The sequence below is a fragment of the Nocardia lijiangensis NBRC 108240 genome, from assembly GCF_001613045.1.
Taxonomy (GTDB): domain Bacteria; phylum Actinomycetota; class Actinomycetes; order Mycobacteriales; family Mycobacteriaceae; genus Nocardia; species Nocardia lijiangensis.
Genome location: NZ_BDBP01000120.1, coordinates 1 through 24,118, shown reverse-complemented (window position 1 = coordinate 24,118; position 24,118 = coordinate 1). Strand labels below are relative to the sequence as shown.

Annotated in this window: 23 protein-coding genes and 1 pseudogene; 13 read left to right on the top strand and 11 right to left on the bottom strand. The window is 70.0% G+C overall.

The window, feature by feature from the left end; translation table 11 throughout:
- A partial coding sequence (locus NL1_RS40355; RefSeq protein WP_162272791.1) for an NAD-dependent epimerase/dehydratase family protein occupies nt 1-165 on the bottom strand: 165 nt, incomplete at its 3' end.
- A 241-nt stretch (nt 166-406) separates the two neighbouring features.
- On the opposite strand from NL1_RS40355, the gene NL1_RS32630 reads away from it, so the two are divergent.
- The 4 genes from NL1_RS32630 to NL1_RS32615 all read left to right on the top strand — a co-directional run bounded on the left by NL1_RS32630 (nt 407) and on the right by NL1_RS32615 (nt 4,668).
- Nucleotides 407-2,044, top strand: coding sequence for an FAD-dependent oxidoreductase (locus tag NL1_RS32630; protein ID WP_067847835.1), 1,638 nt, complete (start codon nt 407-409; stop codon nt 2,042-2,044).
- Complete coding sequence (gene hsaA / locus NL1_RS32625) at nt 2,041-3,207, top strand: 3-hydroxy-9,10-secoandrosta-1,3,5(10)-triene-9,17-dione monooxygenase oxygenase subunit (protein WP_067847833.1); 1,167 nt, start codon at nt 2,041-2,043, stop codon at nt 3,205-3,207. The genes NL1_RS32630 and hsaA overlap by 4 nt, the downstream gene beginning before the upstream one ends.
- A gap of 2 nt (nt 3,208-3,209) precedes the next feature.
- Nucleotides 3,210-4,064, top strand: a complete 855-nt coding sequence (locus tag NL1_RS32620) for an alpha/beta fold hydrolase (protein WP_156095149.1) — start codon at nt 3,210-3,212, stop codon at nt 4,062-4,064.
- Nucleotides 4,065-4,146: 82 nt separating this feature from the next.
- Nucleotides 4,147-4,668, top strand: coding sequence for a DinB family protein (locus NL1_RS32615; RefSeq protein WP_067847828.1), 522 nt, complete (start codon nt 4,147-4,149; stop codon nt 4,666-4,668).
- A 37-nt stretch (nt 4,669-4,705) separates the two neighbouring features.
- On the opposite strand, the gene NL1_RS32610 is transcribed toward NL1_RS32615, so the two are convergent.
- Nucleotides 4,706-6,991 (bottom strand): ATP-binding protein, encoded by a 2,286-nt coding sequence (locus NL1_RS32610; RefSeq protein WP_245673693.1) that lies wholly within the window; start codon nt 6,989-6,991, stop codon nt 4,706-4,708.
- Between the two features lie 58 nt (nt 6,992-7,049).
- Nucleotides 7,050-8,729 carry a 2-isopropylmalate synthase gene (locus tag NL1_RS32605; RefSeq protein WP_084511273.1) on the bottom strand — a complete coding sequence of 560 codons (1,680 nt, stop codon included), beginning with the start codon at nt 8,727-8,729 and terminating at the stop codon, nt 7,050-7,052.
- Nucleotides 8,730-8,964: 235 nt separating this feature from the next.
- Here NL1_RS32605 and NL1_RS32600 point away from each other — a divergent pair, with 235 nt between their 5' ends.
- Together NL1_RS32600 and NL1_RS32595 are read left to right on the top strand one after the other, a co-directional pair.
- Nucleotides 8,965-9,636, top strand: coding sequence for a FadR/GntR family transcriptional regulator (locus NL1_RS32600; protein ID WP_067847823.1), 672 nt, complete (start codon nt 8,965-8,967; stop codon nt 9,634-9,636).
- 109 nt (nt 9,637-9,745) lie between these two features.
- Nucleotides 9,746-10,012: pseudogene (locus NL1_RS32595) on the top strand (ABC transporter ATP-binding protein); the annotation flags it as partial.
- Nucleotides 10,013-10,036: 24 nt separating this feature from the next.
- Here the strand turns inward: NL1_RS32595 and NL1_RS32590 are convergent.
- Nucleotides 10,037-10,549 carry a hypothetical protein gene (locus NL1_RS32590; protein WP_067847817.1) on the bottom strand — a complete coding sequence of 171 codons (513 nt, stop codon included), beginning with the start codon at nt 10,547-10,549 and terminating at the stop codon, nt 10,037-10,039.
- The gene (locus tag NL1_RS32585; protein WP_067847814.1) at nt 10,546-10,914 is read right to left on the bottom strand and encodes a hypothetical protein; all 369 of its coding nucleotides are present in this window, start codon (nt 10,912-10,914) and stop codon (nt 10,546-10,548) included. The genes NL1_RS32590 and NL1_RS32585 overlap by 4 nt, the downstream gene beginning before the upstream one ends.
- A gap of 21 nt (nt 10,915-10,935) precedes the next feature.
- Here NL1_RS32585 and NL1_RS32580 point away from each other — a divergent pair, with 21 nt between their 5' ends.
- Nucleotides 10,936-11,529, top strand: a complete 594-nt coding sequence (locus tag NL1_RS32580; protein WP_067847812.1) for a TetR/AcrR family transcriptional regulator — start codon at nt 10,936-10,938, stop codon at nt 11,527-11,529.
- Between the two features lie 52 nt (nt 11,530-11,581).
- Here NL1_RS32580 and NL1_RS32575 read toward each other — a convergent pair whose 3' ends face one another.
- Nucleotides 11,582-11,983 (bottom strand): MerR family transcriptional regulator, encoded by a 402-nt coding sequence (locus tag NL1_RS32575; RefSeq protein ID WP_067847809.1) that lies wholly within the window; start codon nt 11,981-11,983, stop codon nt 11,582-11,584.
- Between the two features lie 49 nt (nt 11,984-12,032).
- On the opposite strand from NL1_RS32575, the gene NL1_RS32570 reads away from it, so the two are divergent.
- On the top strand, nt 12,033-12,914 hold the full coding sequence (locus tag NL1_RS32570) for an NAD(P)-dependent oxidoreductase (RefSeq protein ID WP_067847806.1): 882 nt from the start codon (nt 12,033-12,035) through the stop codon (nt 12,912-12,914).
- A gap of 95 nt (nt 12,915-13,009) precedes the next feature.
- Here NL1_RS32570 and NL1_RS32565 read toward each other — a convergent pair whose 3' ends face one another.
- A complete protein-coding gene (locus NL1_RS32565; protein ID WP_067847804.1) occupies nt 13,010-13,663 on the bottom strand; it encodes an HAD family hydrolase in 654 nt (217 codons plus the stop codon).
- 220 nt (nt 13,664-13,883) lie between these two features.
- On the opposite strand from NL1_RS32565, the gene NL1_RS32560 reads away from it, so the two are divergent.
- Entirely contained in the window at nt 13,884-14,555 is a 672-nt protein-coding gene (locus NL1_RS32560) for a PaaI family thioesterase (protein ID WP_067847802.1), read from the top strand.
- A 6-nt stretch (nt 14,556-14,561) separates the two neighbouring features.
- On the opposite strand, the gene NL1_RS32555 is transcribed toward NL1_RS32560, so the two are convergent.
- The 4 genes from NL1_RS32555 to NL1_RS32540 all read right to left on the bottom strand — a co-directional run bounded on the left by NL1_RS32555 (nt 14,562) and on the right by NL1_RS32540 (nt 19,941).
- Nucleotides 14,562-16,025, bottom strand: a complete 1,464-nt coding sequence (locus NL1_RS32555; protein ID WP_067847799.1) for a flavin-containing monooxygenase — start codon at nt 16,023-16,025, stop codon at nt 14,562-14,564.
- A 781-nt stretch (nt 16,026-16,806) separates the two neighbouring features.
- Nucleotides 16,807-17,970, bottom strand: coding sequence for a sulfotransferase family protein (locus NL1_RS32550; RefSeq protein WP_067847796.1), 1,164 nt, complete (start codon nt 17,968-17,970; stop codon nt 16,807-16,809).
- Between the two features lie 31 nt (nt 17,971-18,001).
- Nucleotides 18,002-18,778, bottom strand: coding sequence for an SDR family oxidoreductase (locus NL1_RS32545; protein WP_067847793.1), 777 nt, complete (start codon nt 18,776-18,778; stop codon nt 18,002-18,004).
- Nucleotides 18,778-19,941 carry a hypothetical protein gene (locus NL1_RS32540; RefSeq protein WP_067847790.1) on the bottom strand — a complete coding sequence of 388 codons (1,164 nt, stop codon included), beginning with the start codon at nt 19,939-19,941 and terminating at the stop codon, nt 18,778-18,780. The genes NL1_RS32545 and NL1_RS32540 overlap by 1 nt, the downstream gene beginning before the upstream one ends.
- Nucleotides 19,942-20,025: 84 nt before the next feature.
- Here NL1_RS32540 and NL1_RS32535 point away from each other — a divergent pair, with 84 nt between their 5' ends.
- The 4 genes from NL1_RS32535 to NL1_RS32520 all read left to right on the top strand — a co-directional run.
- Complete coding sequence (locus tag NL1_RS32535; protein WP_067847838.1) at nt 20,026-20,922, top strand: helix-turn-helix domain-containing protein; 897 nt, start codon at nt 20,026-20,028, stop codon at nt 20,920-20,922.
- A gap of 89 nt (nt 20,923-21,011) precedes the next feature.
- On the top strand, nt 21,012-21,944 hold the full coding sequence (gene cysD / locus NL1_RS32530) for a sulfate adenylyltransferase subunit CysD (protein WP_067847788.1): 933 nt from the start codon (nt 21,012-21,014) through the stop codon (nt 21,942-21,944).
- Nucleotides 21,944-23,779: an adenylyl-sulfate kinase gene (cysC, locus tag NL1_RS32525; RefSeq protein WP_067847785.1), complete on the top strand. Its 1,836-nt coding sequence runs from the start codon at nt 21,944-21,946 to the stop codon at nt 23,777-23,779. Before cysD ends, cysC begins: the two co-directional genes overlap by 1 nt.
- 2 nt (nt 23,780-23,781) lie before the next feature.
- On the top strand, nt 23,782-24,118 hold a 337-nt coding region (locus NL1_RS32520; protein ID WP_281180896.1), incomplete at its 3' end, for an inositol monophosphatase family protein.

The window sequence follows — 24,118 nt, the reverse complement described above, 5'->3', positions numbered from 1 at the left end:
GCAGGCCGCGGCATCGGCCGGATCGCCCGCGGTGAACCGCACGCGGGGGTCGACGAAGCGGTGCCACCGGCGGTCCAGGCCTGCCACGTCGTGCCCGGCGGCCAACAGCATGCGCGCCACCGCCCGACCGCTCGGCTCGGTGATTCCGGTGATCAGGACCCGCATCGATATCCTCTCCTTCACTGCGCCATCACAAACGTGACGCCGTTCACACACCTTTGCCAGTGCCCGACCGCACCAACCGGTTCAGTCCCACTGAGCGGGAGGGGGCATTCGGCCACCGAGATGACCGGTATCGGGTCGCCCGGCGAGCGGCGACTGTCGCACTCATGAGCGAACGCAGTGAGCGAGTCGTGTGCCAGTGCGCATCGCGCATGCCGGAGCCGGGCGTCAGCGAGGACCAGGCATGAGCGAAACTCTGGGCGGGAGCCGGTCCGTCGCGCCGCGGCCCGCGACAGAGGTCGGCGCCTACGACATCGACACCGACGTTCTGATCGTCGGCTACGGATGTGCCGGGGCGGCAGCGGCTTTCGAGGCGGCGGAGGCGGGCGCGCGGGTGCTGGTGCTGGAACGCTCGGGCGGGCCCGGCGGCGCTTCGGCCATGTCGGGCGGCGAGATCTACCTCGGCGGCGGCACACCCATCCAGCGGGCCTGCGGTTTCACCGACACCCCCGAGCAGATGGCGGCATTCCTGCGCGCCGCGCTCGGTCCCGGCGCGGACGAGGCGAAGATCGAGCGGTACTGCGCCGACAGCGTCGCGCACTTCCACTGGCTGGTGGCGCGGGGCGTGCCGTTCCAGCCGAGCCTGTGGGACGCGCCCGCCTGGGTGCCGCCGACCGACGACGGACTCATGTGGCTCGGTGAGAACAGCTGGCCGTTCACCGAACTCGCGACGCCCGCTCCGCGCGGACACCGGCCCGCCGCCAACGATTTCGGCGGCAAGCTGCTCATGGACGTGCTCGCCGCGGCGGCCGGGAACGCCGGTGTGGCAGCGCGATTCGACAGCTACGCGACGAACCTGATCCGCGGTGAGGACGGGACCATCACCGGCGTGGCGGCGCGCCGCTACGGCCGCGAGTTCACCGTGCGCGCCCGGCGCGGCGTCGTCCTCACCACGGGCGGGTTCGTCGACGACGATCGGATGCTCGCCGCGCACGCGCCCCGCCTGCTGGCTCACACGAAGGTCAGCGCGGGCACCGACGACGGCGGCGGCATCCGGATGGCGCAGGCGGCGGGCGCGGCGGTGCGTCACATGTCCGCGGGCCAGGTCGGTATCTCGCTGATCCCCGGGTTCGCGGCGCGCGGCATGGTCGTCAACGGCCGCGGCGCCCGTTTCGTGAACGAGGACACCTATCCCGGCCGCATCGGTCAGGCCGCCCTGTTCCGGCAGGACATGGACGTCTGGGTGGTGCTGGACGAAAAGGCCTACGAGGAGGTGCCCGAACCGCAGCGCTGGGGCGTGCGCCCCACCCACGTCGCCGAGACCGCCGAGGAACTCGAACAGCTGATCGGCGCGCCGCCCGGTGCGCTCGCCGCGACCATCGCCAGATACAACGAATTCGCCGCGCGCGGTATGGATCCCGACTTCCACAAGGCGCCGCGCTGGCTGCGTCCGCTGACCCCGCCGCTGGCCGCCATCGACGTGCGCGCGGGGGTGCGCCCGCCCGCCGAGACCGGGGACCGCCGCGGCACCGGCGCCTCGGTGTTCACCCTCGGCGGCCTGCACACCACCGTGGACGGCGCGGTGCTCGATCTCGCAGGCACGCCGATCCCCGGGCTGTTCGCCGCGGGCCGCGCCAGCTCCGGCCTGCACGGCGAGGGCTACATCAGCGGCACGTCCCTCGGTGACGGCACGTACTTCGGTCGCCTGGCGGGCCGCGCCGCCGCCCGTGCCCGCTCAACGCGGGGAATCCCAGCTCACAGCGTTCCGATCACCGGGACTGATCCACCGGACGAGGGGCAGACCGCCCTAGCGTCACCACCATGGCGGGGGCCGCGCAGGCGGTTCCCAGCCCGACGAAACACAGGAGGACACCCGTCATGACCAACAAGGTGCTCGATCGGGTCCGGGACCTGCTTCCGGCGATCCGCGAACGCGCCGCGGACACCGACGCGCAGCGGCGGGTCCCGGTGCAGAGCGTCCGGGAGCTGACCGAGGCAGGCGTGTTCCGGATGCTGCAGCCCGCCCGTTTCGGTGGTGACGAGTCCTCCCCCGTGGCCTTCTACGAGGTGATCCGCGCGATCGCCTCGGCGTGTCCGTCGACCGGATGGGTGTCCTCGGTACTCGGCGTGCACCCGTGGCAGCTCGCGCTGTTCCCGCTCGAGGCGCAGGACGAGGTGTGGGGCGCCGACTCCGACACCCTGATCTCCTCGTCGTACGCGCCGACGGGCCTGCTCACCCCGGTCGAGGGCGGCTACGAGGTGAGCGGGCGGTGGAGCTTCTCCTCCGGCTGCGACCACGCCCAGTGGGCATTCCTCGGCGCGCTCGCGCCCGACGAGAACGGCAGGCCCAGCGACTATCTGACGATTCTGGTGCCGCGCGCGGACTATGTCATCGACGATGTCTGGCACGTGGTCGGCCTGTCCGGCACCGGCAGCAACGACATCGTCATCGAGAAGGCGTTCGTGCCGCACCACCGCGCCTACAGCGCCACCGAGCAGTCGCAGCTGCGCGGGCCGGGCCAGGAGGCGAATCCCGCGGCGCTGTACAAGATTCCGTTCGCGGGCGTCTTCTCCAACACCATCACCGCGCCGATCATCGGCGCCGCTCAGGGCGCCTACGAGGCGCACATCGAGCGGATGCGGGAACGGGTGCGGCTGTCCTACGGTGGCCAGAAGGTGGCCGAGGACGGCTTCGCCCACGTCCGGGTCGCCCGCGCCGCCTCCGAGATCGACGCCGCGATTCTGCAAATGGAGCGCAACATTTCCGAGCAGCTGCGCTATGCCGAAGCGGGCGAGCCGATTCCGGACGAGGTGCGCCTGCGCACCCGCCGCGACCAGGTGCGCGGCACCGAGCGGGCGATCCAGGCGATCGAGTTGCTCTTCGACAACTCCGGCGGCCATTCGATCCGCAAACCGAATGCGATCGAACGGCATTGGCGCGACGCGCACGCGGGCAGCGTGCACGTGATCAACGACGTGGAGCGCGCGCTGGCCATGTTCGGCCGCGGCGAATTCGGCCTGCCCGTCGAAGATCGGATGGTGTGACGGTGGCGCCGACCGCGGAGGACACCACCCGCTGGGTGGAGGTCGACGGGCTGAAACTCCGCTACCACGAGGCGGGTTCGGGTCCGCCGCTGGTGCTGCTGCACGGCTCCGGTCCCGGCGTGTCCGGCTGGGCCAACTTCGGCGGCAATCTCGCGGCGCTGTCCGAGCACTTCCGCTGCCTGGTGCTCGACCAGCCGGGTTTCGGCGCCAGCGCGCGCCCGGAGGTCTACGACCGCAATTACCTTCGCATCTCCGCCGACGCGGTGATCGGCCTGCTCGACAGCCTGGAGCTGCCGCGTGCGCACGTGCTGGGCAATTCGATGGGCGGCGCCGTGGCCACGCTCGTCGCCCTCGACCACCCCGCCCGGGTCGACCGGCTGGTGCTGATGGCTCCGGGCGGCGTCGGGGTGAACGTGCTGGGTCCCGAACCGTCCGAAGGCATTCGGCGACTGCTCGACTTCACCGCCGACCCGACCCGCGAGCGGGTGCTGTCCTGGCTGCGCACCATGGTCTTCGACGAGCGGATCCTCACCGACGAGCTCGTGGACGCGCGCCTGGCCGCGGCGGCGGAACCGGCGGCCATCGCGGCGATCCGGGACGCGTACGCCACGTTCGCCGATCCCGCACTGGCCGAACGGGTTCCGCTGTGGGCGCGGCTGCGTGGCCTGCGCAACGAGGTGCTGATGCTGTGGGGCCGCGACGACCGGGTGACCCCGGCCGAGGGCGCGCTGCTGCCCTCGCGGCAGCTGCCGAACGTCGACCTACGGCTGTTCGGGCGCTGCGGGCACTGGGTGCAGATCGAACGCAAGGCGGCCTTCGAACGCGCCGTCACCGATTTCCTCCGGCACGGCCTGTAGACCGGCGGTGCGGGCGTGCTCACCGGCCGCCCGCACCGGAAATCGACGGGCGCTTTTCCGGGCCGGCCGATAGCCTCGGCCCATGACGTGGACCGCCCCGGATGTCGAACGGACGCCCAGCCTGCTCGTCGCCGATGAGCGCCCCATGCTCCAGGCCTGGCTCGATCGGCACCGCCAGACACTGCTGTGGAAGTGCGCCGGATTGAACGCCGAGCAGCTGCGCTCGCGCCCGCTGGCGCCGTCCGGGCTCTCGCTGCTCGGCCTGATCCGGCACATGAGCGAGGTCGAGCGCGGCTGGTTCCGCATCGCCGCGGCGGGTGCGCCGCTGGATTACCTCTACTGCGCCGAGGACAACCCCGACGGCGATTTCGACGACATCGCCGACGCCGATCCCGAGGACGCCTTCGCCGTCTACCACCGCGAGGTGCGCGCCGCCGATGCCGCGGTCGCCGCCCTTCCGCTGGAGCACACTTTCACGCGCCCGGTCCGCACCGCCGCCTTCAGCCTGCGCTGGGTTTATGTGCACATGATCGAGGAGTACGCCCGCCACAACGGCCACGCCGATCTGCTGCGCGAGCGCATCGACGGCCGCACCGGCGACTGACTCACATCGATAGCCGACTACACGGATAGTCGATTGCTCAGTGCAGATGCTCGGCGACCCAGCCTGCGATCTGGGTCCGGGAATCGAAGCCGAGTTTGGTCATGATGTGGTCGACGTGGCTTTCCGCCGTGCGCACCGAGATCACCAGTTCGGCCGCGACGCGTTTGTTGCTGTATCCGTCGGCGACCAGTCTGGCCACGTCCTTCTCCCTGCGCGTGAGCATATCGGCCGCAGCGGGTTTCGGGGCCCGCTCGACGACGATCGGTGCGGCGCCCAGCGCGTAGCGCACCGCCTCGTCGGTGCCCAGCGCGGCGCCGCTGTCGAAGGCGGCGCGAAATTCCTTGTCGCCCATAGCCCGGTGTACTTGGTCGCGCACCTTGTCGCCGACCACCTCGGTCATCGCGTGCGCCAGCCGCTGCGTGCTGCCGCGCCGTACCGTGGCCGCCGCGCCCATCAGTTGCGCCGCACGCACCCGGTCCCCCTGCGCGGCCGATACCCAGGCCAGGCCGTCGAAACCCGAAGCGGTCCAGACACATCGGTCGAACAGCCGGAACTGCTCGACCGCGCGGCGCAGGTCGCCCTCGGCGCTCTCCTGTTCGCCGCGGCGCCAATGATTGGTGCCCACCGCCCAATACGCCAGCCCGCCGAGCAGGTGCGAACCGTGCTCGGCGGTCCTGGCCAGGAAACGTTCGGCGATGGCGTCGGCGCGCTCGTCCTCGAGCACCAGCGCGCACACGTAGGCGAAGGCGAGGCTCTCCATCTCCGTGCCGTGATGGGCGACCTCTCCCGCGCGCTCGGTCGCCGTGAGCGCGATCTCCAGCGCGCGGTGCGGATCGTTGCCGCTGAATGCCAGCAGCGCCGAGAGCAGCGTCGCCTCCACCAAGACCTCGGCGGCATCGAGTTCGGTGGCCAGCTCGACGCATTCGCGGGCATAGCGGGTGGCCTCCGCGTTGTCCGACAGCATCGCCGCGATCACCGAGGCGGCCGCGAGCGCCCTGGCCCGATCGACGGTGTGCGCCTTGTCCTTTCCGATCGCCTCCACCAGCCACCGGTAGCCCTCCAGCAGGAACCGGTAGTGCTCCCAGAACGGGCGCAGTTCGGTCGCGATCTCCAGCGCGCGGTGCGCGCCGTCCGGATCGGCCAGCGAGAATTGCAGCGCCGCACGCATATTGGCGTGCTCCCTGGTGACGTCGCGGAACCAGGTGACGTCCTCGCCGCCCCAGTAGGCGGTGCGGCCGCGGCGGGCGATGCGATGGTAGTGATCGCGATGGCGGATGCGCACGGCCCGTTCGTCACCGGCGGCGGACAGCCGGGACAGCGCGAACTGCCGCAGCGGCTCCAGCATGGTGTAGCGGCCGCTGCCGTCGCTGTCGTGCCGGTGCCCGAGCACCGACTTCTCGACGAGCCCGGTCAGCGCGTCCACCAGCGCGTCGGGCGGATCCACCACGCACACCGCCTCGGCGGCGTCCAGATCGAACCCGCCAGCGAACACCGCGAGCTGCTCCCAGAGCCGCTGCTCGTCGGGCGTGCACAGGTCGTAGCTCCAGCGGATCGCGGCTTCCAGCGTCTGCTGGCGGCGCGGCGCGGTGCGCAGCCCCGTGGTGAGCAGCCGCATGGCGTCGTCGAGGCGGGCGAGCACCTGGTCCGGGGTGAACATCCGCAGCCGCAGCGCGGCCAGCTCCAGCGCCAGCGGAATGCCTTCGAGCCGACGGCAGATCGCCGCCAGCACACCGAGATTGGCGTCGGTGACCCGGAATTCGGGATTGGCCGCCGCCGCGCGGTCGATGAGCAGGCGCAGCGCCTCGCTCTCGCCCGCGGCCACCTCCCCCGTCAGTTCGTCGGCCGCCGGGAGCGGCAGCGGGGCGACCGGCATGACCTGCTCGCCGTCCACCCCGAGCGGCTCCCGGCTGGTCGCCAGGATCCGCACGCCGGTGGTGGCCGGGATCAGCCTGCTCACCAGCGCCGCACAGGCGTCGATCAGGTGCTCGCAGTTGTCCAGGATCAGCAGCAGGTTCTTGTCGGCCAGGAACTCGGTGAGCCCGGCCAGCGGTGCGCTGGTGTCGTCGCGCAGGCCGAGCGCCTGCGCGACGCTCAACGCCACCAGATCCCCTTCTTGGACGTGGGCCACCTCGACCAGCCACACGCCGTCGGGAAACGCCCGCCGCACCGACTCCCCCACCCGGCGTGACAGCCGGGTCTTGCCCACGCCGCCGGGTCCGGTCAGGGTGAGCAGCCGCGTGGTGGCCAGCAATCGCTTCGCCGCGGCGAGTTCATCACCGCGTCCGACGAAGCTCGTCACCTCCGCGGGGAGGTTTCCTGTCACGTGCCGCACCACGCCGATTACCTTCGCACGTACGGCCGACACGGCGGGCGTTTTGCCGCTATTCGGACGACGATGCCGCCAGGTTCGCGGCGCGGATCACCGCCGCCAGCGAGGCACCGAGGACCGAGTCACCGCGGCCGCAACTCCAACCGGTTCGCTCGCCTACCCGGTATTCCAGATAGGTGATGGCGCTGCTGTCGCTGCCCGCGCCGAGCGAATGCTGAGTCAGGCCGAGCACCCGCACCGGCAGCCCCGCCGCGGCCAGCGCCTCGGTGAGCGCCTCGACCGGCCCGACCTCGTGGTGCTCGGTGGTCGATGCCGCGCCGTCGACGGTGAGCGTGATGTCCGTGCCGGTGGCGCCGGCGTGCCACTCCTTCAGCGCCACCGGCGCGGGTTCCGGGTCCTCCAGGTACGCGGCGGTGAACAGCTCGTGCAGCTCGGCCGCGGTGATCTCCAGTCCGGTGTCGTCGGCGTGCGCTTGGACGCGGTGGGCGAAGTCGATCTGCAACCGCCGCGGCAGATCCATGCCGTATTCGGTGTGCAGCAGGTAGGCGATGCCGCCCTTGCCGGACTGGGAGTTGACGCGGACGACGGCGTCGTAGGACCGACCGAGGTCGGCCGGGTCGATCGGCAGATACGGTACGCGCCACTCGATCTCGCGCTCCGGACGCCCGGCCGCCGCGGCACGGGCGCGGTGTTCGGCCATGCCCTTCTTGATGGCGTCCTGGTGGGTGCCGGAGAACGCGGTGTGCACGAGCGCGCCGACGTACGGGTGGCGTTCGTGGATGGGCATGCGGGTGCAGTACTCGACCGTGCGCGCGATCTCGTCCACGTCGGAGAAATCGATCATCGGATCGACGCCCTGAGCGTGCAGGTTCAGCGCCAGCGTCGCGAGGTCGACATTGCCGGTGCGCTCACCGTTGCCGAAGACGCAGCCCTCCACCCGCTGCGCGCCGGCGAGCACCGCCAATTCCGCGCAAGCGACGCCGGTGCCGCGGTCGTTGTGCGGGTGCACCGAGAGGATCACGCTGTCGCGGCGGGCGAGGTTGCGGTGCATGTACTCGATCTGGTCGGCGTACACGTTGGGGGTGGCGACCTCCACGGTGGCGGGCAGATTCAGCACCACCGGTCGTTCCGGGGTGGCGTCCCACAAAGTGGTCATGCGGTCGCACAGGTCGAGCACGAAATCGGGCTCGGTCAGGTTGAACACCTCGGGCGAGAACTCGAAACGCACCGCGGGAAGGTCACCGGCGAACTCGAGCACATCGCGGCCGCCCGCCAGGATCAGCTCGCGCAGCGCGGCGCTGTCCTTGCCGAGCACGACGTCCCGCCAGGTCGGGGCTGTGGCCGTGTACATGTGCACGACCACCTCGTTGCGCAGGCCGCGCACCGACTCCACCGTGCGTTCGATGAGATCGCGGCGGGCCGGGGTGAAGACGACGATGGTCACGTCCTCGGGCGCGAGATCGGTGTCGGCGAGCAGCCGGACGAAATCGAAATCGGTCTGCGAGGCCGACGGGTAACCGACCTCGATCTCCTTGTAGCCCATGGCGACCAGCAGCTCGAAGAAGCGCCGCTTGCGGTCGGGATCCATCGGCTCGGCGAGTGCCTGATTGCCGTCGCGCAGGTCCACCGGGACCCAGAGGGGCGCCGCGGTGATCCGTGCGTTCGGCCAATCACGTTGTGTCAGTGGGACATCCACTCGGTCGTAGACGCTGCGATACCGGTGCGACGGCATCCGCGAAGGCCGCTGCCTGTTCCATTCCGGCGTAGCGCCGCCGAGTGCGCGCGTGGTCATGAAGGTTCTGCTTTCCGGCCGATCCAGCCTGCACATACAAAGTGGTGACCGGCCACGACGAAGCCCCACGGCGGGCGGCCGGTCGAATCAGGCCCCGCCGTGGCGGCTAAGCAGAAGCATGCGCGTGATGATGGCTAGACTCTACACAACTCCTCAGACAAGTAGAGAGGTTGGGATGGTCCCGCAGGTTCGCCGCCACCCGCTCGCCGCGCAGGCGGCCGAATTGCTGCTCGCCCGCATCCGCGCGGGTGAATGGCCGCTCGGGCACCGCCTGCCCGGCGAGACGACCCTGGCCGCGCAGCTCGGCGTCGGCCGCTCCACGCTGCGCGAGGCCATCCGCGAACTGGCGGGCAAGGGTGTGCTCGACAGCCGCCAGGGCGCGGGGGTGTTCGTCACCGCGCTGGACGTGACCGAGGAATGGGACGCGGTACTGCGCCGCGCCGCCATCGCGTCGGTGATCGAGGCCAGGATCGCCATCGAGGCCGAGGCCGCCGCGCTCGCCGCCGCTCGGCGCACGCCTGCGGACCTGCGCGTGATGCGTCGCGCCCTGGCCGCACGCGAGGCTCGGGGCGAGCCGGTGGACGAGCACGTCGACGCCGATATGGCGTTCCACCGCGCGGTCATCGTCGCCGCGCACAACGACGTGCTCACCCAGCTCTTCGACACCTTCCTACCCCGCCTGCGCCAGGCCATGATCGACATGCTGAAGATTCGCCCGGTGCCCTCCGAATCCGGGGACCACGAGGCGCACATCCGGTTGGTCGATGCCATCGCCCACCGAAACCCCGCGGCGGCAGCCGAATTCAGCCGCGCTCACCTCACCGCTCTGAAGGCGGCGTTCCAGTGACGGCGCCGAGGAAGGACACCCCGTGACCACACCCGCGCTCCAGCTGACCGACGTGACCTTCCGCCGCGACGGCAAGCAGATCATCGACGGCATCTCGCTCACCGTGCACCTGCTGGAGACCATCGACGGCCTCGACCGCACCCACCCCGAGGTCGCCTCGGTCCTGGTCACCCACCACCTCGAGGAACTGCCGACCGGCACGACCCACGCCCTGCTCATCGCCGGCGGCCGCACCGTCGCCGCGGGCCCGGCCCGCGACACCCTCACCACCGACGCCGTGTCCGCGGCCTTCGACCACCCCGTCGAGGTCGCCTACGACCGCGGGCGCTGGACCGCGCGCGCGAAAGCCAATCCGCTGCACACGTTCACGCCCTGACATCGGCGCGCGGCCGTGGAGTGCTCAGACCTCGTCGCTTCGCGCGGTGTCGAGCCGCGCTTCGGCCTCGGCCAGTTCGCGCAGCGTGAGCAGTTGCTTGCGGGTCATGAAGACGTCGCCGAAAGCGAGCGGCCAGGAGACGATCGGCGTCATCCCGAAACGCGCCCGGACCACGAGCCGAGTGCCCGCTCCGTCCGGGCGCACGGCGTAGGTCACGGCGACCCGCCCGGAGACCAGTGTGATGTGGCGGCCGAGCACGAACGACTGCAGCTGGAAGACCCCCATGAATTCCTGGCCGACCTCGAGTTCGGTGAGGTGCGGGTCGCGTTCGCGCGGGCTGCGGCGGCCCCAGTTGTCCAGCAGGTCGTAACTGTATGGCGCGACCCGCAATTGACACAGCCAGTTGTAGACCAAGCCCGGCGAGGCGGCGATGCTGATGGCCCGGTCCGCTTGCAGCCCACGGGGTTCCAGCTCGTCGCACGGCAGCGTGTCGTCGCGCTCGGCTTCGGTGGCGCCCCAGACCTTCGCGATAATCATGCCGCGGCCGCGATCCGGCCGAGCATGCGCCGCACGATGAACGCGTGGCCGCCGCTGCCGACCACCAGCGCGCGATAGATCTTGCCGTGCAGACCGGGAAAATCTCCCCTGCTCACGGCCCGCACCCTGGTCCGGCTCGGTCCCTCGTCGTCGAGTTCGAAGATCAGCTCGTAGCGGGAGAACCAGTGCTCCCCGTGCATCGCGAGCCTGGCCGGTTCGTCGGCGGCGTCCAGGACGAATCCGGAGGGCACGGTCGCGGGATCGTACGGGTCCTTGCAGACAACACGCAGCAACGCTTTCCAGGTCCGGTCGCGATTCGCGTCGACTTCTCTGGCATGCTCGTCGATATAAGACAATCGCTCCATATAGAAGGAACGTACTAGTACATGGCTCCACCCCGCAAGCACGACACCGATGTGATCCTCGACGCAGCACGCGCCCTCGTGCTCGCCGACGGACCGCGCGCGGCCAGCGTGGCGGCCATCGCCAAAGCCAGTGGCGCGCCGGTCGGCACGCTGTACCACCGCTTCGGGAATCGCAACGGCGTGCTCACCGCCGCCTGGATTCGCTCGCTGGACCGCTTCCAGCAGCGGACGCTGGCGGCGGCGGCGCACACCGACCCCGTCGAGGCGGGGGTCGCCATGGCGCGCGCGGCCGTCGGCTTCGGCCGTGAGCTGCCCGAAGACGCCCGCCTCCTGCTCGAGCTGCGACCGCGTGACCTGCTCGACGGCGGACCCGACGAGGAGTTCCGCGCCCGGCTGGACAAGATGAACGCCCCGCTGATCGAGCACCTGCGCCGCGTCGCCCGCGACCTGTTGGGGGCCGACGGACACCGGGAGATCGACGCGGTCAGCCGCGCGGTGGTCGACCTGCCCTATGCCGCGCTGCGCAGGCACGCGCACGCCACCGTGCTGCCGGACTGGCTGGACGCCGACCTGGCCGCTGCCGCCCGGACGCTGCTGGAGTCGTACCGCCGCTGAGCCGTGTTCCGGGTGCGTGCGGACCCGATGCCGTGGCTTGCACCCCGGCTGTTCAGGCGGGAACGGGCTCCACGTCATCGAAGGGTGGATAGCTGTCGCCGCTCGTTTGCTCGGCCGCGGCGATGTAGTCGGCAAGGGCGTCGCGGGATCGAGCGAGCCTGTCCATCTGATCGTCCAATCGCCGCAGCCGCGACCGCATCGCGGTCAGCAACTCGGGACACCCGGGCAGTTCCGGGGCCTCGCCGACCGCACAGGGCAGCAGGTACGCGATGTCCTCGGAGGACAACCCGGCGCCGAGCAGGTGCCGAATCTGCTTGACCCGCAACACCGCGCTCTCGTCGTACTCGCGATAACCGTTCGCGCCGCGGTCCGCCTCCAGCAGACCCTGGGCCTCGTAGTAGCGCAACTGATGGGCGTTGACGCCTGTCCGGCGACACAGTTCCCCGATCCTCATCGAATCCTCGCTTGACCTTCACACCGGTATCAACGTTGACGATGCTGCCATGAACGAAAACACCGAAACACCCGTGACAGTCATCGGACTCGGGCTGATGGGCCGCGCACTCGCCGGCGCGTTCCTGAAAGCCGGGCACCCCACCACCGTGTGGAACCGGACGCCCGCCAAGGCCGACCAGCTGGTGGCCGAGGGCGCACGACTGGCGCCGACGGTGGGCGACGCGCTCGCGGCGGGCGCCCTGACGATCGTCTGCGTCACCGACTACCGGGCCATGTACGAACTGCTCGGCGCGAGCGATGTCGATCTGGACGGCACCCAGTTGATCAACCTGACCTCGGGCGACTCGGCCCAGGCACGGGAAGCCGCCCGATGGGCCGAGCAGCGCGGCGCTCGCTACCTGGACGGCGCCATCATGGCCATCCCACCGGCGATCGGGACCGCCGAGGCGGTGATCCTGCACAGCGGGCCGCAGCCGGACTTCGAGGCGCTCGAGCCGGCACTCGGCGCGCTCGGCACCGTCACCTACCTCGGCGCGGACCACGGGCTGGCGTCCCTGTACGACGTGGCGGGCCTGGCCATGATGTGGAGCGTGCTCAACGCCTGGCTCCAGGGCACCGCCCTGCTCCGGACGGCCGGTGTCGACGCCGCGACCTACGCGCCGTTCGCGCGGCAGATCGCCGCCGGTGTGGCCGAATGGCTGCCCGGGTACGCCGAGCAGATCGACAGCGGCTCCTTCCCCGCCGAGGTGTCGGCCCTGGAGACCGACGCGCGGGCAATGGCACACCTGATCGAGGAGAGCGAGGCGGTGGGCGTCAACGCCGAACTGCCGAAATTGATCAAGGCGATGGCCGACCGATCGATCGCCGCCGGACACGGTGGGGAGCAGTATCCCGTGCTGATCGAAGAGTTCGGCAAACCCCGCGACTGACCGACGCGGGGATTCGAACCTGTGTTTCGGCCGTGGGTGCGGGTGGGCCCGTCCCACCCGCACCGCAGCCGCTCGGTGGCCGTTCGAAAGCCCGGCTACTCGCCTGCGACCAGCGCCGGGGTGAGTTCGTCGAGTCCGTCGATGACCTGATCGGCCAGCGCTCTGGCGTCGGGATCCAGGGGATACTCCGGCCGCGGCGCGGCGATCACGCGCATGCCCGCGGCGTGCGCGGCGCGCAGTCCGTTGCTCGAATCCTCGACGGCCGCGCAGTCGGTGGACTTCTTGCGCAGGAAGCCCGCGACCGCCACGTACACGTCCGGCGCCGGCTTGCCGCGATCGACCTCCTCGGTGGAGAACGTGACGTCGAAGAATTCGATCAGCCCGGTACGCCCGAGGACCGTGTCGATCAGCGTTCTCGGCGACGAACTGGCCACCCCGAGCGGCCAGTTCTCGCTCATCCGCTGCACCGCGGACACCGCGCCGGGCAGCAGCGGCACGGCGCGATCGTAGTGCGCGGCCATCCGTTCGATGACGTCGTCGGCCACCCGCTCCGGCGGCTCACCGACCCCGAGTTCGCCGCTGAGATACTCCGACCATTCCCCCGTGCTCATGCCCATCAGCCGTTTCTGCGTGTCCGGTAGCCAGCGTCCGCCCTTCTCGGCGACGTACTCCCGCCGCACCTGCTCCCAGACCGGCTCGGAGTCGATCAGCACGCCGTCCATGTCGAACACGACTGCCGTAATACGCATCGGTGCAACGCCTTTCGCCTTTCGCGAGGACACGCCCGCCGGGCGGTCACGGACCGGCCGTGCCGAGCTCGCGTGGTGTATTCGGTAGACCTGATGGGTGAACGGGTACCCAGCGTAGGGGTATCGGATTCCCGTCGCGGCCGGGGGCCGCCGGAGCCGGACCGCCCTCGCACCTCCCCCGGCGCGCGAGCATCCGACGGGCAACCGATAACTTGTTCTCATGAACGAACAGCAGGCCGGCGCTGCCCTGCCGAATGCGGAGCACCACGAGGGCGGATTCCGGCCGATGACCGAGTTGATCGACGCCGCGGCCAACGACGTCGACATCTCCCGCGGCGGGCCGCACTACGGCTCGTTCGTCGAGCAGGTGCGCAGCCTGATGGATCGCGCGCGGCTCGCGTCGCCGTCCGACGAGCTGGCGCTGGAGACCATCGCCGTCCTCAAGGAGCTCAACGACAAGCTCGACGCCGCGATCGTCGACGAGTGGTCGGCGCCCGCCTGGACCCGGGTCGACCTGCCCGCCCGCGGCAACATCACGCTGCCGCCCTTCGTGGTGGACCGGGCGGGCCCCGACGGCGTCGAGGCCCGCATCACGTTCCGCACGTACCACCTCGGCGGCAACAAGGCGGCGCACGGCGGTCAGATCGCGGTCGGCTTCGACGACCTGCTCGGCATGGCCGCCGCCCTGAACGCGGGCGGGGTCACCCGCACCGCCTCGCTCACCATCGACTATCGCTCGATCACCCCGCTGGACACCGCGCTGCGGCTGCACGCGTGGGCTGAGCGCAAGGAGGGGCGCAAGGTCTACGTCCGTGCCACCCTGCACGACGGCGACCGGCTGTGCGCCGAGGCCAACGGCCTGTTCATCGTGCTGAAGCCCGGCCAGCAGTAGCGGCGGTCAGCCGCGCGCGCCGGCGAATCGATAGTTGGCCGGGTCCGGCGTGCGCCGCATGAGCGCGGTGTGCCGGGCGGGGGTCCACGGCCACAGCTCCGGCTTGCCGTCCTTGCCGAGATACCAGCTCTGGCAGCCGGTCGCCCACACCGTGTTCGGCAGCGCGGCGCGCAGCTGCGCGTAGTAGCGCTCGGTGGCGGCCTCGGTCGGTTCGACGGTGTCGAATTCGCCCGCGCACCACCGGCGGATCCAGCCGAGGATGTGCTCGGCCTGGGTCTCGGCGATGAGGGTGAGCGGATAGTTTCCCACCGGGCTGTGCGGCCCGATGAGCAGGAACATGTTCGGAAATCCGGGCAGCGCAACGGTTTCGAAGGCCTGCGGGCCGTCCGCCCAGGTCTGCTCCAGGGTGCGGCCACCTGCGCCGACGATGCCCATCGGCCGCATGAAGGCGTGGGCGTCGAAACCGGTCGCCAGCACCAGCACGTCCAGGTCGTGCACGCGACCGTCGGCCGTGACCACGCCGCGCGGCACGATGTGGTCGACGGCGCTGGTCACCACCGTCACATCGGGGCGCTGGACCGCGCGGTAGAAGCCGCCGGAGATCACCAGCCGCTTGCACATCGGCTCGTACTCCGGCGTCAGCGCGGCGCGCAGGGCCGGGTCGCGGACCCTGCGCAGGTTGGCCCGGCACAATCCGCCGACCAGCTCCCGCTTCGGGCCCGGCGCGATGAGCGCGCCCATGAGGAACTCGAAGATCCGGCGGGTGACCGTGTAGCCGAGTTCGTCGAGTACCGGTAAGCGCCGGTGTGCGGCGCGGGTGAGCCGGGAGTAGCGGCCGTTCGGCAGCGGCGCGATCCACTGCGGCGTGCGCTGAAACATGCTCAGCTGCCCCGCTTTTCCGGCCAGGTCGGTGACGATCTGCACGCCGGTCGAGCCGGTGCCGAGCACGCCGACGCGCTTGCCCGCCAGCTCGACGCCGTGATCCCAGCGCGCCGAATGAAAAGCCGCGCCCGCGAAGTCGTCCAGGCCTGGGAGGTCCGGCGTGCGGGGATGGTGCAGGATGCCGGTCGCGCACAGCACGAAGTCGTACCGTTCGCGCACGCCCTCGGTGGTCGTCACCGTCCACCGCCCGTTCTCGAACTCCGCGCCGCACACCTCGGCGCCGAACCGGGTTCTGCCCGGCAGCCCGTACTCGTGCGCCACCCGCGTGAAGTACTCCTCGATCTCCGCACCCGGTGCGAAGAACTGAGACCAGTCGGGATTCTTCGCGAAGCGGAACTGGTAGAAGCGCGACGGCACGTCACAGGTCAAGCCGGGATAGGTGTTCTCACGCCAGGTACCGCCGAAGCGGTCGGACTTCTCGTAGATCGTCACCTCGCGAAAACCCGCGCGCAGCAACGTGATCGCCATGCAGATGCCCGACATGCCCGCGCCGATCACCGCAATCACCGGCTCGCGCCGCCCGCTCATCGCCCGGCCCTCCGCGCACCGGGGCGGACGCCGCCACGGATCCGATCACGCACCGGTCCCCACGCCGCCTCCCAGTCGGCGGCCATCATCGGGCTCCGCTGCGGCGGCCCAGCCCAGTCCGCCGCCCGCACCGACCAAAGCCGGGCGATTGCGGCGACAGGAGCACAGCGCCGTGGCATTGCCTTCATATCTCAACGCTATGGCGATCGGGCGTTCGGCGAAAGACCTCGGGACGACAGACAGCTGTTTCTTTCGGACAGTGGCAGCACTTGCCACGTTCATGGCGTCGATTCCGCGTATTCGATCAGTCCCGCAGGGTGTGCCGGTCGTGTCGACGGCTCCCGTGCGCACAAGGTATCAACGACGACCTGCGACACCGCTTGCACCGCCGCCGACTCGACACCTGGGTCGCCGCACGCTGGTACCAGTCCGACGATCGCAACCCTCCGCGGGGCTGAGCGCCGATCCGCCGGGAACCGGAGTCGTGCGCGACACGAGCTACATCCGCACCCGCTATCGGTGGCTGGTCGGCCTCTGGGACGGTACGGTCGTGGGAGCAGGTGACCGCGGACGCCCGCACCACGCCAGAGTTGCACTCGATGCAACTTTACGCCGGACCTCTTACCCAGGATGGAATCCGGAGCCTCGGCGCGAAAGTGGCAGGCCCGCAAGACAATTCGATGCCACGTCGCCCGACAATAGCCGAAATTGCATGCAGTGCATGTTTGCACGGCATGCCAGGTTCGCCGGACGACCGCGCGGGCCGACCGGCGAGACCCGCTCAGCGATTCGGGAAGTGCACCGCCCGGTACTCGCCGAACCGTTCGTCGACCTGATCCGCCGTCAGACCGAAATCGTCCAGCGTGTACCGATGCGACGGACGCGCCGCGCCCGAGGTGCTCTCCGCGTGCAACGCCTGCATCGCCGCCTCCGCTTCCGTGCTCAGCGGAAGGTCGAAGTGCCGGTAGACCGAGCCCACCGTGCCGATCGGGTCGGCGACGAAGTCGTCGTAGTACACGTCGACGAACTGGGCGGCGTTGTGCCGCTTGCGATCTTCCAGGAAGCGCTGCGCGCCGCGCGCCCACAGATCCAGCTGCGTCCGGCCGACCACCGGGCCACGGAACTTCTCCGACCACCCCGCCGACGCCTGCTCGTTGAGGCTGCACACCGACGCGATGATCGTGCGCGGGTCGCGGTGCATCTGGATGATCAGCGCGTCCGGATACACCTCGAAGATGGCGTCCAAGGCGAACAGGTGACTCGGATTCTTCAGCACCCATCGGCGATTCGCGTCCGGCAGACCGATCAGCTGCAGGTTGCGCCGATGCCTGCGGTAGGCATCGGTCCAGTCGCGGCCCGCCAGCCATTCCGAATACCCGGGCAGGTAGGCCAGGCATTCGTAGGACACCGACATGGCCGACTGCCGCAGCAGTTGCCAGCACTCCTCCACCTGATCCGCCGAGATGTGATGCACGCCCATGAATTCGGGATGCTCCACGTGGTGCTTCTCGAACGCCGCCTCGATGCGCTGATAGACCGGATTGTCCGCCCAGGTCTCGCGCGGCGGGCGGGGCTGGGGCATCTCGGTCAGCCACATCTCCAGACCCTGGTGCGCGGGATCGGCATTGAGCAGCCGGTGCACGGCCGTGGTGCCGGAGCGCGGCAGGCCGGTGACGAAGACGGGTCGTTCGATCGCCACGTCGGCGTGCTCGGGGTAACGCTGCCAAGCGTTCTCGCTGAGCAGCCTGGCGATCAGCGCGCCGCGCAGGAACGCGCGATTGACCTTGTTGCCGAACGGCGTCAGCTCGGCGTCCTCGGCGTAGGAGTCCAGCAGCACCTGGAGCCCTTCGCGATAGCCGTTGTCGCCGAAATCGTCGAGTCCGACGACCTTGGTCGCCGAGGCGTGCAGATCCTCGACGGTGCCGACATCGTCCCTTCCGATCATGCTGTGCTCTCTCCTCCTCGGTGGTGCTCGATCAGTGGTGGTACTCGCCGCCGTTGACGTCCAGACACGCGCCGGTGATCGCGCGCGCCAGCGGCGAGGCGAAGAAGACGACGGCGTCGGCGATCTCGTCGGGTTCGGGCAGCTTGCGCAGGTCGATGGTCGACGCGGTCTCGGCGTAGACCTCTTCCGGCGTGATCCCCCGCTGCTGGGCGAGGTAATTGAAGTACCACTTCAGGTTGTCGGCCCAGATGTAGCCCGGCGCCACCGAATTCACCCGGATACCCTTCGGGCCGAGTTCGGTCGCCAGGCTCTGCGCCAGCGCGAGCAGGCTGGCCTTGGCCATCTTGTACGGACCGAAGGTGCGCCGGGAATGCCGCAGCACGGCCGAATTGATCATCACCACCGAGCCTTTGGTCTCGGTCAGCGCGGGCACGAACAACCGGGTCAGGCGCAACGCGGCCAGCACGTTCGTCTCGAATCCGGCCCGCACCTGATCCAGGTCGACCACCGCCAGATCCGCCAGCGGCGGAATGGCGAAGGCGTTGTTCACCAGTGTGTCGACCCGGCCGAAGGCGCCGGTGGCGGTCTCGACCAGATTCGCCACCGCCGCTTCGTCGTTGATGTCGGTGGGCACCACCACCGCGCGCCTGCCGATCTCGGCGATCTCCTTGGCGACCTCCGTCAGCCTCGATTCGGTGCGCGAGGCGAGCACCACGTCCGCGCCCGCCTTGGCCGCCTGTACCGCGATGGCCCTGCCGAGCCCCGGCCCGACGCCGGAGACCACAACCACCTTGTCCTGCAACAACATCAGCCGAGCATCCTCTCCGCGACGGCCACCTGACGGGCCGCGATCCGTGCTTTCCATTCCTCGGGTGTCATCCGCGCCTGCTCGTAATAGGGCAGCCGCGTGGGCAATTCGTCGACCGTCACGATCTCCACCGCTGGCCCGTCCTCGGGTTTGAGGTCACGGGACAGCCGCTGCCAGCGGAACTGGAGGTAGCCCCTGGCGTGCCCGGTGCGCTCGATCCAGTTCGCCAGGCCGGGGTCACGCTCGCTGACCACCAGCCGGATCATCCCGTCCGGATCGACGTGTGCCTGGTCGGCGGTGAGGCTGGTCTGGTGGTTGATGTAGTCCAGCGACAGGTACCACATGCTGCCCAGCTGGAAGCCTTGATAGGGCGCGTCCGACTTCGGGACCGTGATGATCATGGCCTGGTCGTCGGCGAGCTCGTAGTGGCCCGCCGAGGAGAACTGGGTGGTGAGCCCGCCGGGAGTGGATCGGGGCTCGGTCATCGTGTTCACCGGCAGGTTCAGGTAGAACCACTCCGGGAAGGCCAGGAAGGTCTTCAACCGGGACAGCAGCATCTTGCCCGCGATCCCGTAGCGCTTGGCCAGCAGATCCTTGGTGAGCGGGGGCGGCGCGGCGCCGATCGTGTCGACGCGCTGGATGCGCAGGGTGCCCGGCTTCTCGGCGGACCAGTCGCTGAAGACCTCGCGCACCACCAGCATCGCCGAGTCGGGAGCGAGGTGCACGTAACCGGGGCGGGCCTCGCCCGGTCCGAGCCGCAGCTGATAGGTGCCGTCGGCCGCGACGTCCAGTGCCCGGTCGTCGAAGGCGGTCTCGCTGTCGGGCACGTCGACCGGCGAATAGTTGCCGTTGAGCACCTGGAAGCTGAGGTCCCTCGTGGTGCCGCGGGTGCCGGTCACCAGGTATTCCGCGTCCGGCCGCAGGTAGGCGTGGAAGTAGAGGGTGTCGGGGTTGTCCAGGCCCATCTTGGTGTACGGGCCGGTCGACTGGACGAAGAACGGGAAGTCCCGCTCGTAGGCCCACGCCATCTGCAGGGCCGCGCGAATGCTGCCCGCCAGGTAGTCGTAGCCCTCCACGAGGTCCTGTTCGGTCCGTATGTGCGGCGCTTCGGTGATGATCTGCTCGGCGGCGGCGATCGCGTCCGCGAACGGTTGGGTCAGCAAGTGGCTCTCCCGGGTGGTCCAAATATGTACCGCTCTGGTACATTTCGATACGAGCAAGATTAGAACGTGTTCTAGGAGTTGTCCATGGTCGCGCGCCGATCCGCCCCCACCGAACGAGTGGTCCAGCTGCTGGATTTCCTCGTCGAGCAGCGCGGCAAGCGCTTCGGGCTCTCCGAACTGGCCCGCGAGCTGGACATGGCCAAGCCCACCTGCCTGGGCATTCTCACCGAACTGACCGCGGGCGGGTACCTGGTGCGCGATCCGCACACCCACGTCTACGGCCTCGGACCAGCGCTCATCGCGGCGGGACGGGTCGCTCAGGACAGCTTCGCCATCTCGGCCATCGCCCGCGCCGAGCTGGCCGAACTCAGCGCGCGCTACCGCACCACCTGCACCGCATCGGCGGTGGTCGGCGACCGGATCTCGGTACTGGAGAGCACGGGCCCCGGGATGGTGAAGGTGGGCGCGTCCTACCACTTCGCGCCGCCCGTCGGCCTGATGTACGTGCTGTGGGACACCGACGCCGCGTTCGACACGTGGCTGGCCACCCCGCCCACGGTCCCGCTGCAGCAGGACGAGACGCGGTTGCGCCAGGTGGTCGCCGAGTGCCGCGAGCGCGGCTACCTGGTCGAGAGCTTGACCGCCGCGGGGCGGCGGCTGTACTCACTGCTGGCCGGTGTCGCGGCCCGCGATCTGCCCGGCGAGCTGCGCGAACTGGTCGCCGAACTGGTCACGAGCCTGGGCGAACGGGTCTACCTCGGCGCCGATCTCCGGCCGCGCAAGGAGCACCCGGTGAGCCTGCTCGCCGCGCCCACCTACGGCGGCGACGGCAGGCAGAACATGGTGCTCACGATGTACATCGGCGCGTCCATCACCGGGGCCGAAATCGCCCGCCGCGGAGCGGCATTGGTCGCCGCGGCGGATGCGGTAACCAGCGCGTCCGGCGGGCGCAAACCCCTCGAAGCGCGCACCGCGGGCTGACCCGCCCGGCGCGCAAACAGGCCACGCCGCCGCAACACGACACGGCCGACCCGTTGACCATTGACCGAAACGTGTTCTAGTTTTGGGGCGTGAGCCAGTACGCAAAGTCGACGGCGAGCACCTACGAGCTGCCTCATCTTGACGCGCTCGAGGCCGAGTCGGCGCACATATTCCGTGAAGTGGCAGCCACCTTCGAACGTCCGGTGCTGCTCTTCTCCGGCGGCAAGGATTCGGTGGTGATGCTGCACCTGGCGGCCAAGGCCTTCTGGCCCGCGCCGCCGCCGTTCCCGGTGTTGCACATCGACACCGGACACAACTTCGACGAGGTCATCGAGTACCGCGACCGCACCGTGCAGCGCCTCGGCCTGCGGCTGATCGTCGGCCGGGTGCAGGACGACATCGACGCGGGCCGGGTCGTGGAGGACACCGGTCCGCGCGCCTCGCGCAACCGGTTGCAGACCAGCACGCTGCTGCGCAGCATCCGGGAGGGCGGCTTCGACGCGGTCTTCGGCGGCGCCCGCCGCGACGAGGAGAAGGCCCGCGCCAAGGAGCGGGTCTTCAGCTTCCGCGACGAATACGGGCAGTGGGAACCGCGCGCCCAGCGCCCGGAACTGTGGAATCTGTACAACGGCAGGCACCGGCCCGGCGAGCACATCCGGGTGTTCCCGCTCTCGAACTGGACAGAACTGGACATCTGGAGCTACATCGCGGCCGAGGGCATCGAGCTGCCTTCGTTGTACTACGCGCACCGCCGCCCCGTCGTGCAGCGGGACGGAATGCTGTTGGCGCACACCAGATTCCTGCGGCTGCTCGACGGCGAGCAGCCCTACGAGGCGACCGTGCGCTTCCGCACCGTCGGCGACGCGACCTGCACCGGATGCGTGGAATCCACCGCCGCCACCCCCGCCGAGGTGGTCGCCGAGGTGGCCGCCGCCCGTGTCACCGAACGCGGCGCCACCCGGGCCGACGACCGCATCTCCGAGGCGGGCATGGAAGATCGCAAACGAGAAGGGTACTTCTGATGGCCACCACCCTGCTGCGCCTCGCCACCGCGGGCAGCGTCGACGACGGCAAGTCGACCCTGATCGGCCGTCTGCTCTACGACTCCAAGACGATCTTCACCGATCAGCTCGCCGCCGTGGAACGCACCAGCCGCGACCGCGGCGACGACTACCCGGATCTCGCCCTGCTCACCGACGGACTGCGCGCGGAACGCGAACAGGGCATCACCATCGACGTGGCGCACCGGTACTTCGCCACACCGCGGCGCAAGTTCATCATCGCCGACACCCCGGGGCACATCCAGTACACGCGCAACATGGTCACCGGCGCCTCCACCGCCGATGTCGCGCTCATCCTGGTCGACGCGCGCAAGGGCGTGCTGGAGCAGACCCGCCGCCACGCCTTCCTCGCCAGCCTGCTCGGCATTCCGCACCTGGTGCTGTGCGTCAACAAGATGGATCTGGCCGGCTGGTCCCAGCAGCGCTTCACCGAGATCCGCGAGGAATTCGCTGGTTTCGCCACCAAGCTCGAGGTCGCCGACCTGTCCTTCATCCCGGTCTCGGCACTCCAGGGCGACAACATCGTGCACCGCGGCGCCAGCATGCCGTGGTACGAGGGCACTCCCCTGCTGCACCACTTGGAGGAACTGCACATCGCCTCCGACCGCAACCTCATCGACGCGCGCTTTCCCGTGCAGTACGTGACCCGAAACCACGGCAAGGATTTCCGCGGCTACGCGGGCACCGTGGCGGGCGGGGTGTTCAAGCCGGGCGACGAAGTGGCCGTGCTGCCTTCGGGTTTCACCACCACCGTCGCGGCGATCTGGGGTCCCGGCGGCGTCCCCGTTGCCGAAGCCTTTCCACCGCAGGCGGTCACGATGCAGCTCGCCGACGAGATCGACATCTCGCGCGGCGACCTGATCTGCCGTCCGGCCAACCGCCCGCAGATGGGCCGCGACATCGACGCCATGGTGTGCTGGTTCGCCGAGGACTCCGCGCTGACACCGGGCGCCACGTACACGGTGCGCCACACCACGCGCGCGGCGACCGCCGAGATCCGCAGCCTGGACTACCGGCTCGACGTGAACACCCTGCATCGCGACGAGCACGCGGAATCGTTGTCGCTCAACGAGATCGGCCGCATCCAGCTGCGCACACGCCAACCGCTGCTTTTCGACCCCTATCGACGCAATCGCGCCACCGGCAGCTTCATCCTCGTCGACGAGGCGACGAACAACACGGTCGCCGCGGGCATGATCACCGGTCCGACGCTGCCCTCGGCCCGGGTGGTCTGGCACTCGACCGCGGTCGGTCGCGAGGAGCGCGCCACCCGCGGCGCGACGGTCTGGCTGACGGGCCTGTCCGGATCCGGAAAGTCCACGGTCGCCGTCGAAGTGGAGCGGCGGCTGGTGGCCTCGGGGCGGCCCGCGTTCCTGCTGGACGGCGACAATCTGCGCCACGGCTTGAATGCCGATCTCGGCTTCTCCGCCGAGGACCGGGCCGAGAACATCCGCCGCGTCGGCGAGGTGGCCCGGTTGTTCGCCGAAGCCGGTGTGGTGGCGGTCGTTTCGCTGATCAGCCCGTACCGCGCCGACCGCGAGCGGGTGCGTGCCGCGCACGAGGCGGCCGGGCTCCCGTTCGTCGAGGTGTTCGTGGACACGCCGCTGGAGATCTGTGAGGCGCGCGATCCGAAGGGCATGTACGCCAAGGCGAGGGCGGGCGAGATCCGCGGCTTCACCGGCATCGATGATCCGTACGAGGCGCCCACCGCACCGGCACTGGCGCTGCACCCCGCCGACGGCGACCCGGCCGCCATGGCCGCGGCCATCCTGAACCTGCTGGACACCCTGGACTGACGATGCTGACCGATGCCCGCCTCGCCGCCGATCTCGCCGACCGCGCGGGAACCCTGCTGCTCGCCCTGCGCGACGACACGACACCCCACGATCCAGCGCCACCCGACCTGGGGAAGCGCGGCGACACGCTGTCCAACGATTTCCTGCTCGCCGAGCTCGCCGCGGCTCGGCCGCTGGACGCGGTGCTCTCCGAGGAATCCGCGGACGACCCCCGCCGGCTCACCGCCGACCGGGTCTGGATCATCGATCCGCTCGACGGCACCCGCGAATACGCCATGCCCGGCCGCTCGGACTGGGCCGTGCACGTCGCGCTGTGGGAGCGCGGCCGCGGCATCACCG

Excerpts from the sequence above, each read along its gene's own strand:
- NL1_RS32630 (WP_067847835.1), top strand. The coding sequence starts at position 407 with ATGAGCGAAACTCTGGGCGGGAGCCGGTCCGTCGCGCCGCGGCCCGCG.
- hsaA (WP_067847833.1), top strand. The coding sequence starts at position 2,041 with ATGACCAACAAGGTGCTCGATCGGGTCCGGGACCTGCTTCCGGCGATC.
- NL1_RS32615 (WP_067847828.1), top strand. The coding sequence starts at position 4,147 with ATGACGTGGACCGCCCCGGATGTCGAACGGACGCCCAGCCTGCTCGTC.
- NL1_RS32605 (WP_084511273.1), bottom strand. The coding sequence starts at position 8,729 with ATGCCGTCGCACCGGTATCGCAGCGTCTACGACCGAGTGGATGTCCCA.
- NL1_RS32600 (WP_067847823.1), top strand. The coding sequence starts at position 8,965 with ATGGTCCCGCAGGTTCGCCGCCACCCGCTCGCCGCGCAGGCGGCCGAA.
- NL1_RS32590 (WP_067847817.1), bottom strand. The coding sequence starts at position 10,549 with ATGATTATCGCGAAGGTCTGGGGCGCCACCGAAGCCGAGCGCGACGAC.
- NL1_RS32585 (WP_067847814.1), bottom strand. The coding sequence starts at position 10,914 with ATGGAGCGATTGTCTTATATCGACGAGCATGCCAGAGAAGTCGACGCG.
- NL1_RS32580 (WP_067847812.1), top strand. The coding sequence starts at position 10,936 with ATGGCTCCACCCCGCAAGCACGACACCGATGTGATCCTCGACGCAGCA.
- NL1_RS32575 (WP_067847809.1), bottom strand. The coding sequence starts at position 11,983 with ATGAGGATCGGGGAACTGTGTCGCCGGACAGGCGTCAACGCCCATCAG.
- NL1_RS32570 (WP_067847806.1), top strand. The coding sequence starts at position 12,033 with ATGAACGAAAACACCGAAACACCCGTGACAGTCATCGGACTCGGGCTG.
- NL1_RS32565 (WP_067847804.1), bottom strand. The coding sequence starts at position 13,663 with ATGCGTATTACGGCAGTCGTGTTCGACATGGACGGCGTGCTGATCGAC.
- NL1_RS32560 (WP_067847802.1), top strand. The coding sequence starts at position 13,884 with ATGAACGAACAGCAGGCCGGCGCTGCCCTGCCGAATGCGGAGCACCAC.
- NL1_RS32555 (WP_067847799.1), bottom strand. The coding sequence starts at position 16,025 with ATGAGCGGGCGGCGCGAGCCGGTGATTGCGGTGATCGGCGCGGGCATG.
- NL1_RS32550 (WP_067847796.1), bottom strand. The coding sequence starts at position 17,970 with ATGATCGGAAGGGACGATGTCGGCACCGTCGAGGATCTGCACGCCTCG.
- NL1_RS32545 (WP_067847793.1), bottom strand. The coding sequence starts at position 18,778 with ATGTTGTTGCAGGACAAGGTGGTTGTGGTCTCCGGCGTCGGGCCGGGG.
- NL1_RS32535 (WP_067847838.1), top strand. The coding sequence starts at position 20,026 with ATGGTCGCGCGCCGATCCGCCCCCACCGAACGAGTGGTCCAGCTGCTG.
- cysC (WP_067847785.1), top strand. The coding sequence starts at position 21,944 with ATGGCCACCACCCTGCTGCGCCTCGCCACCGCGGGCAGCGTCGACGAC.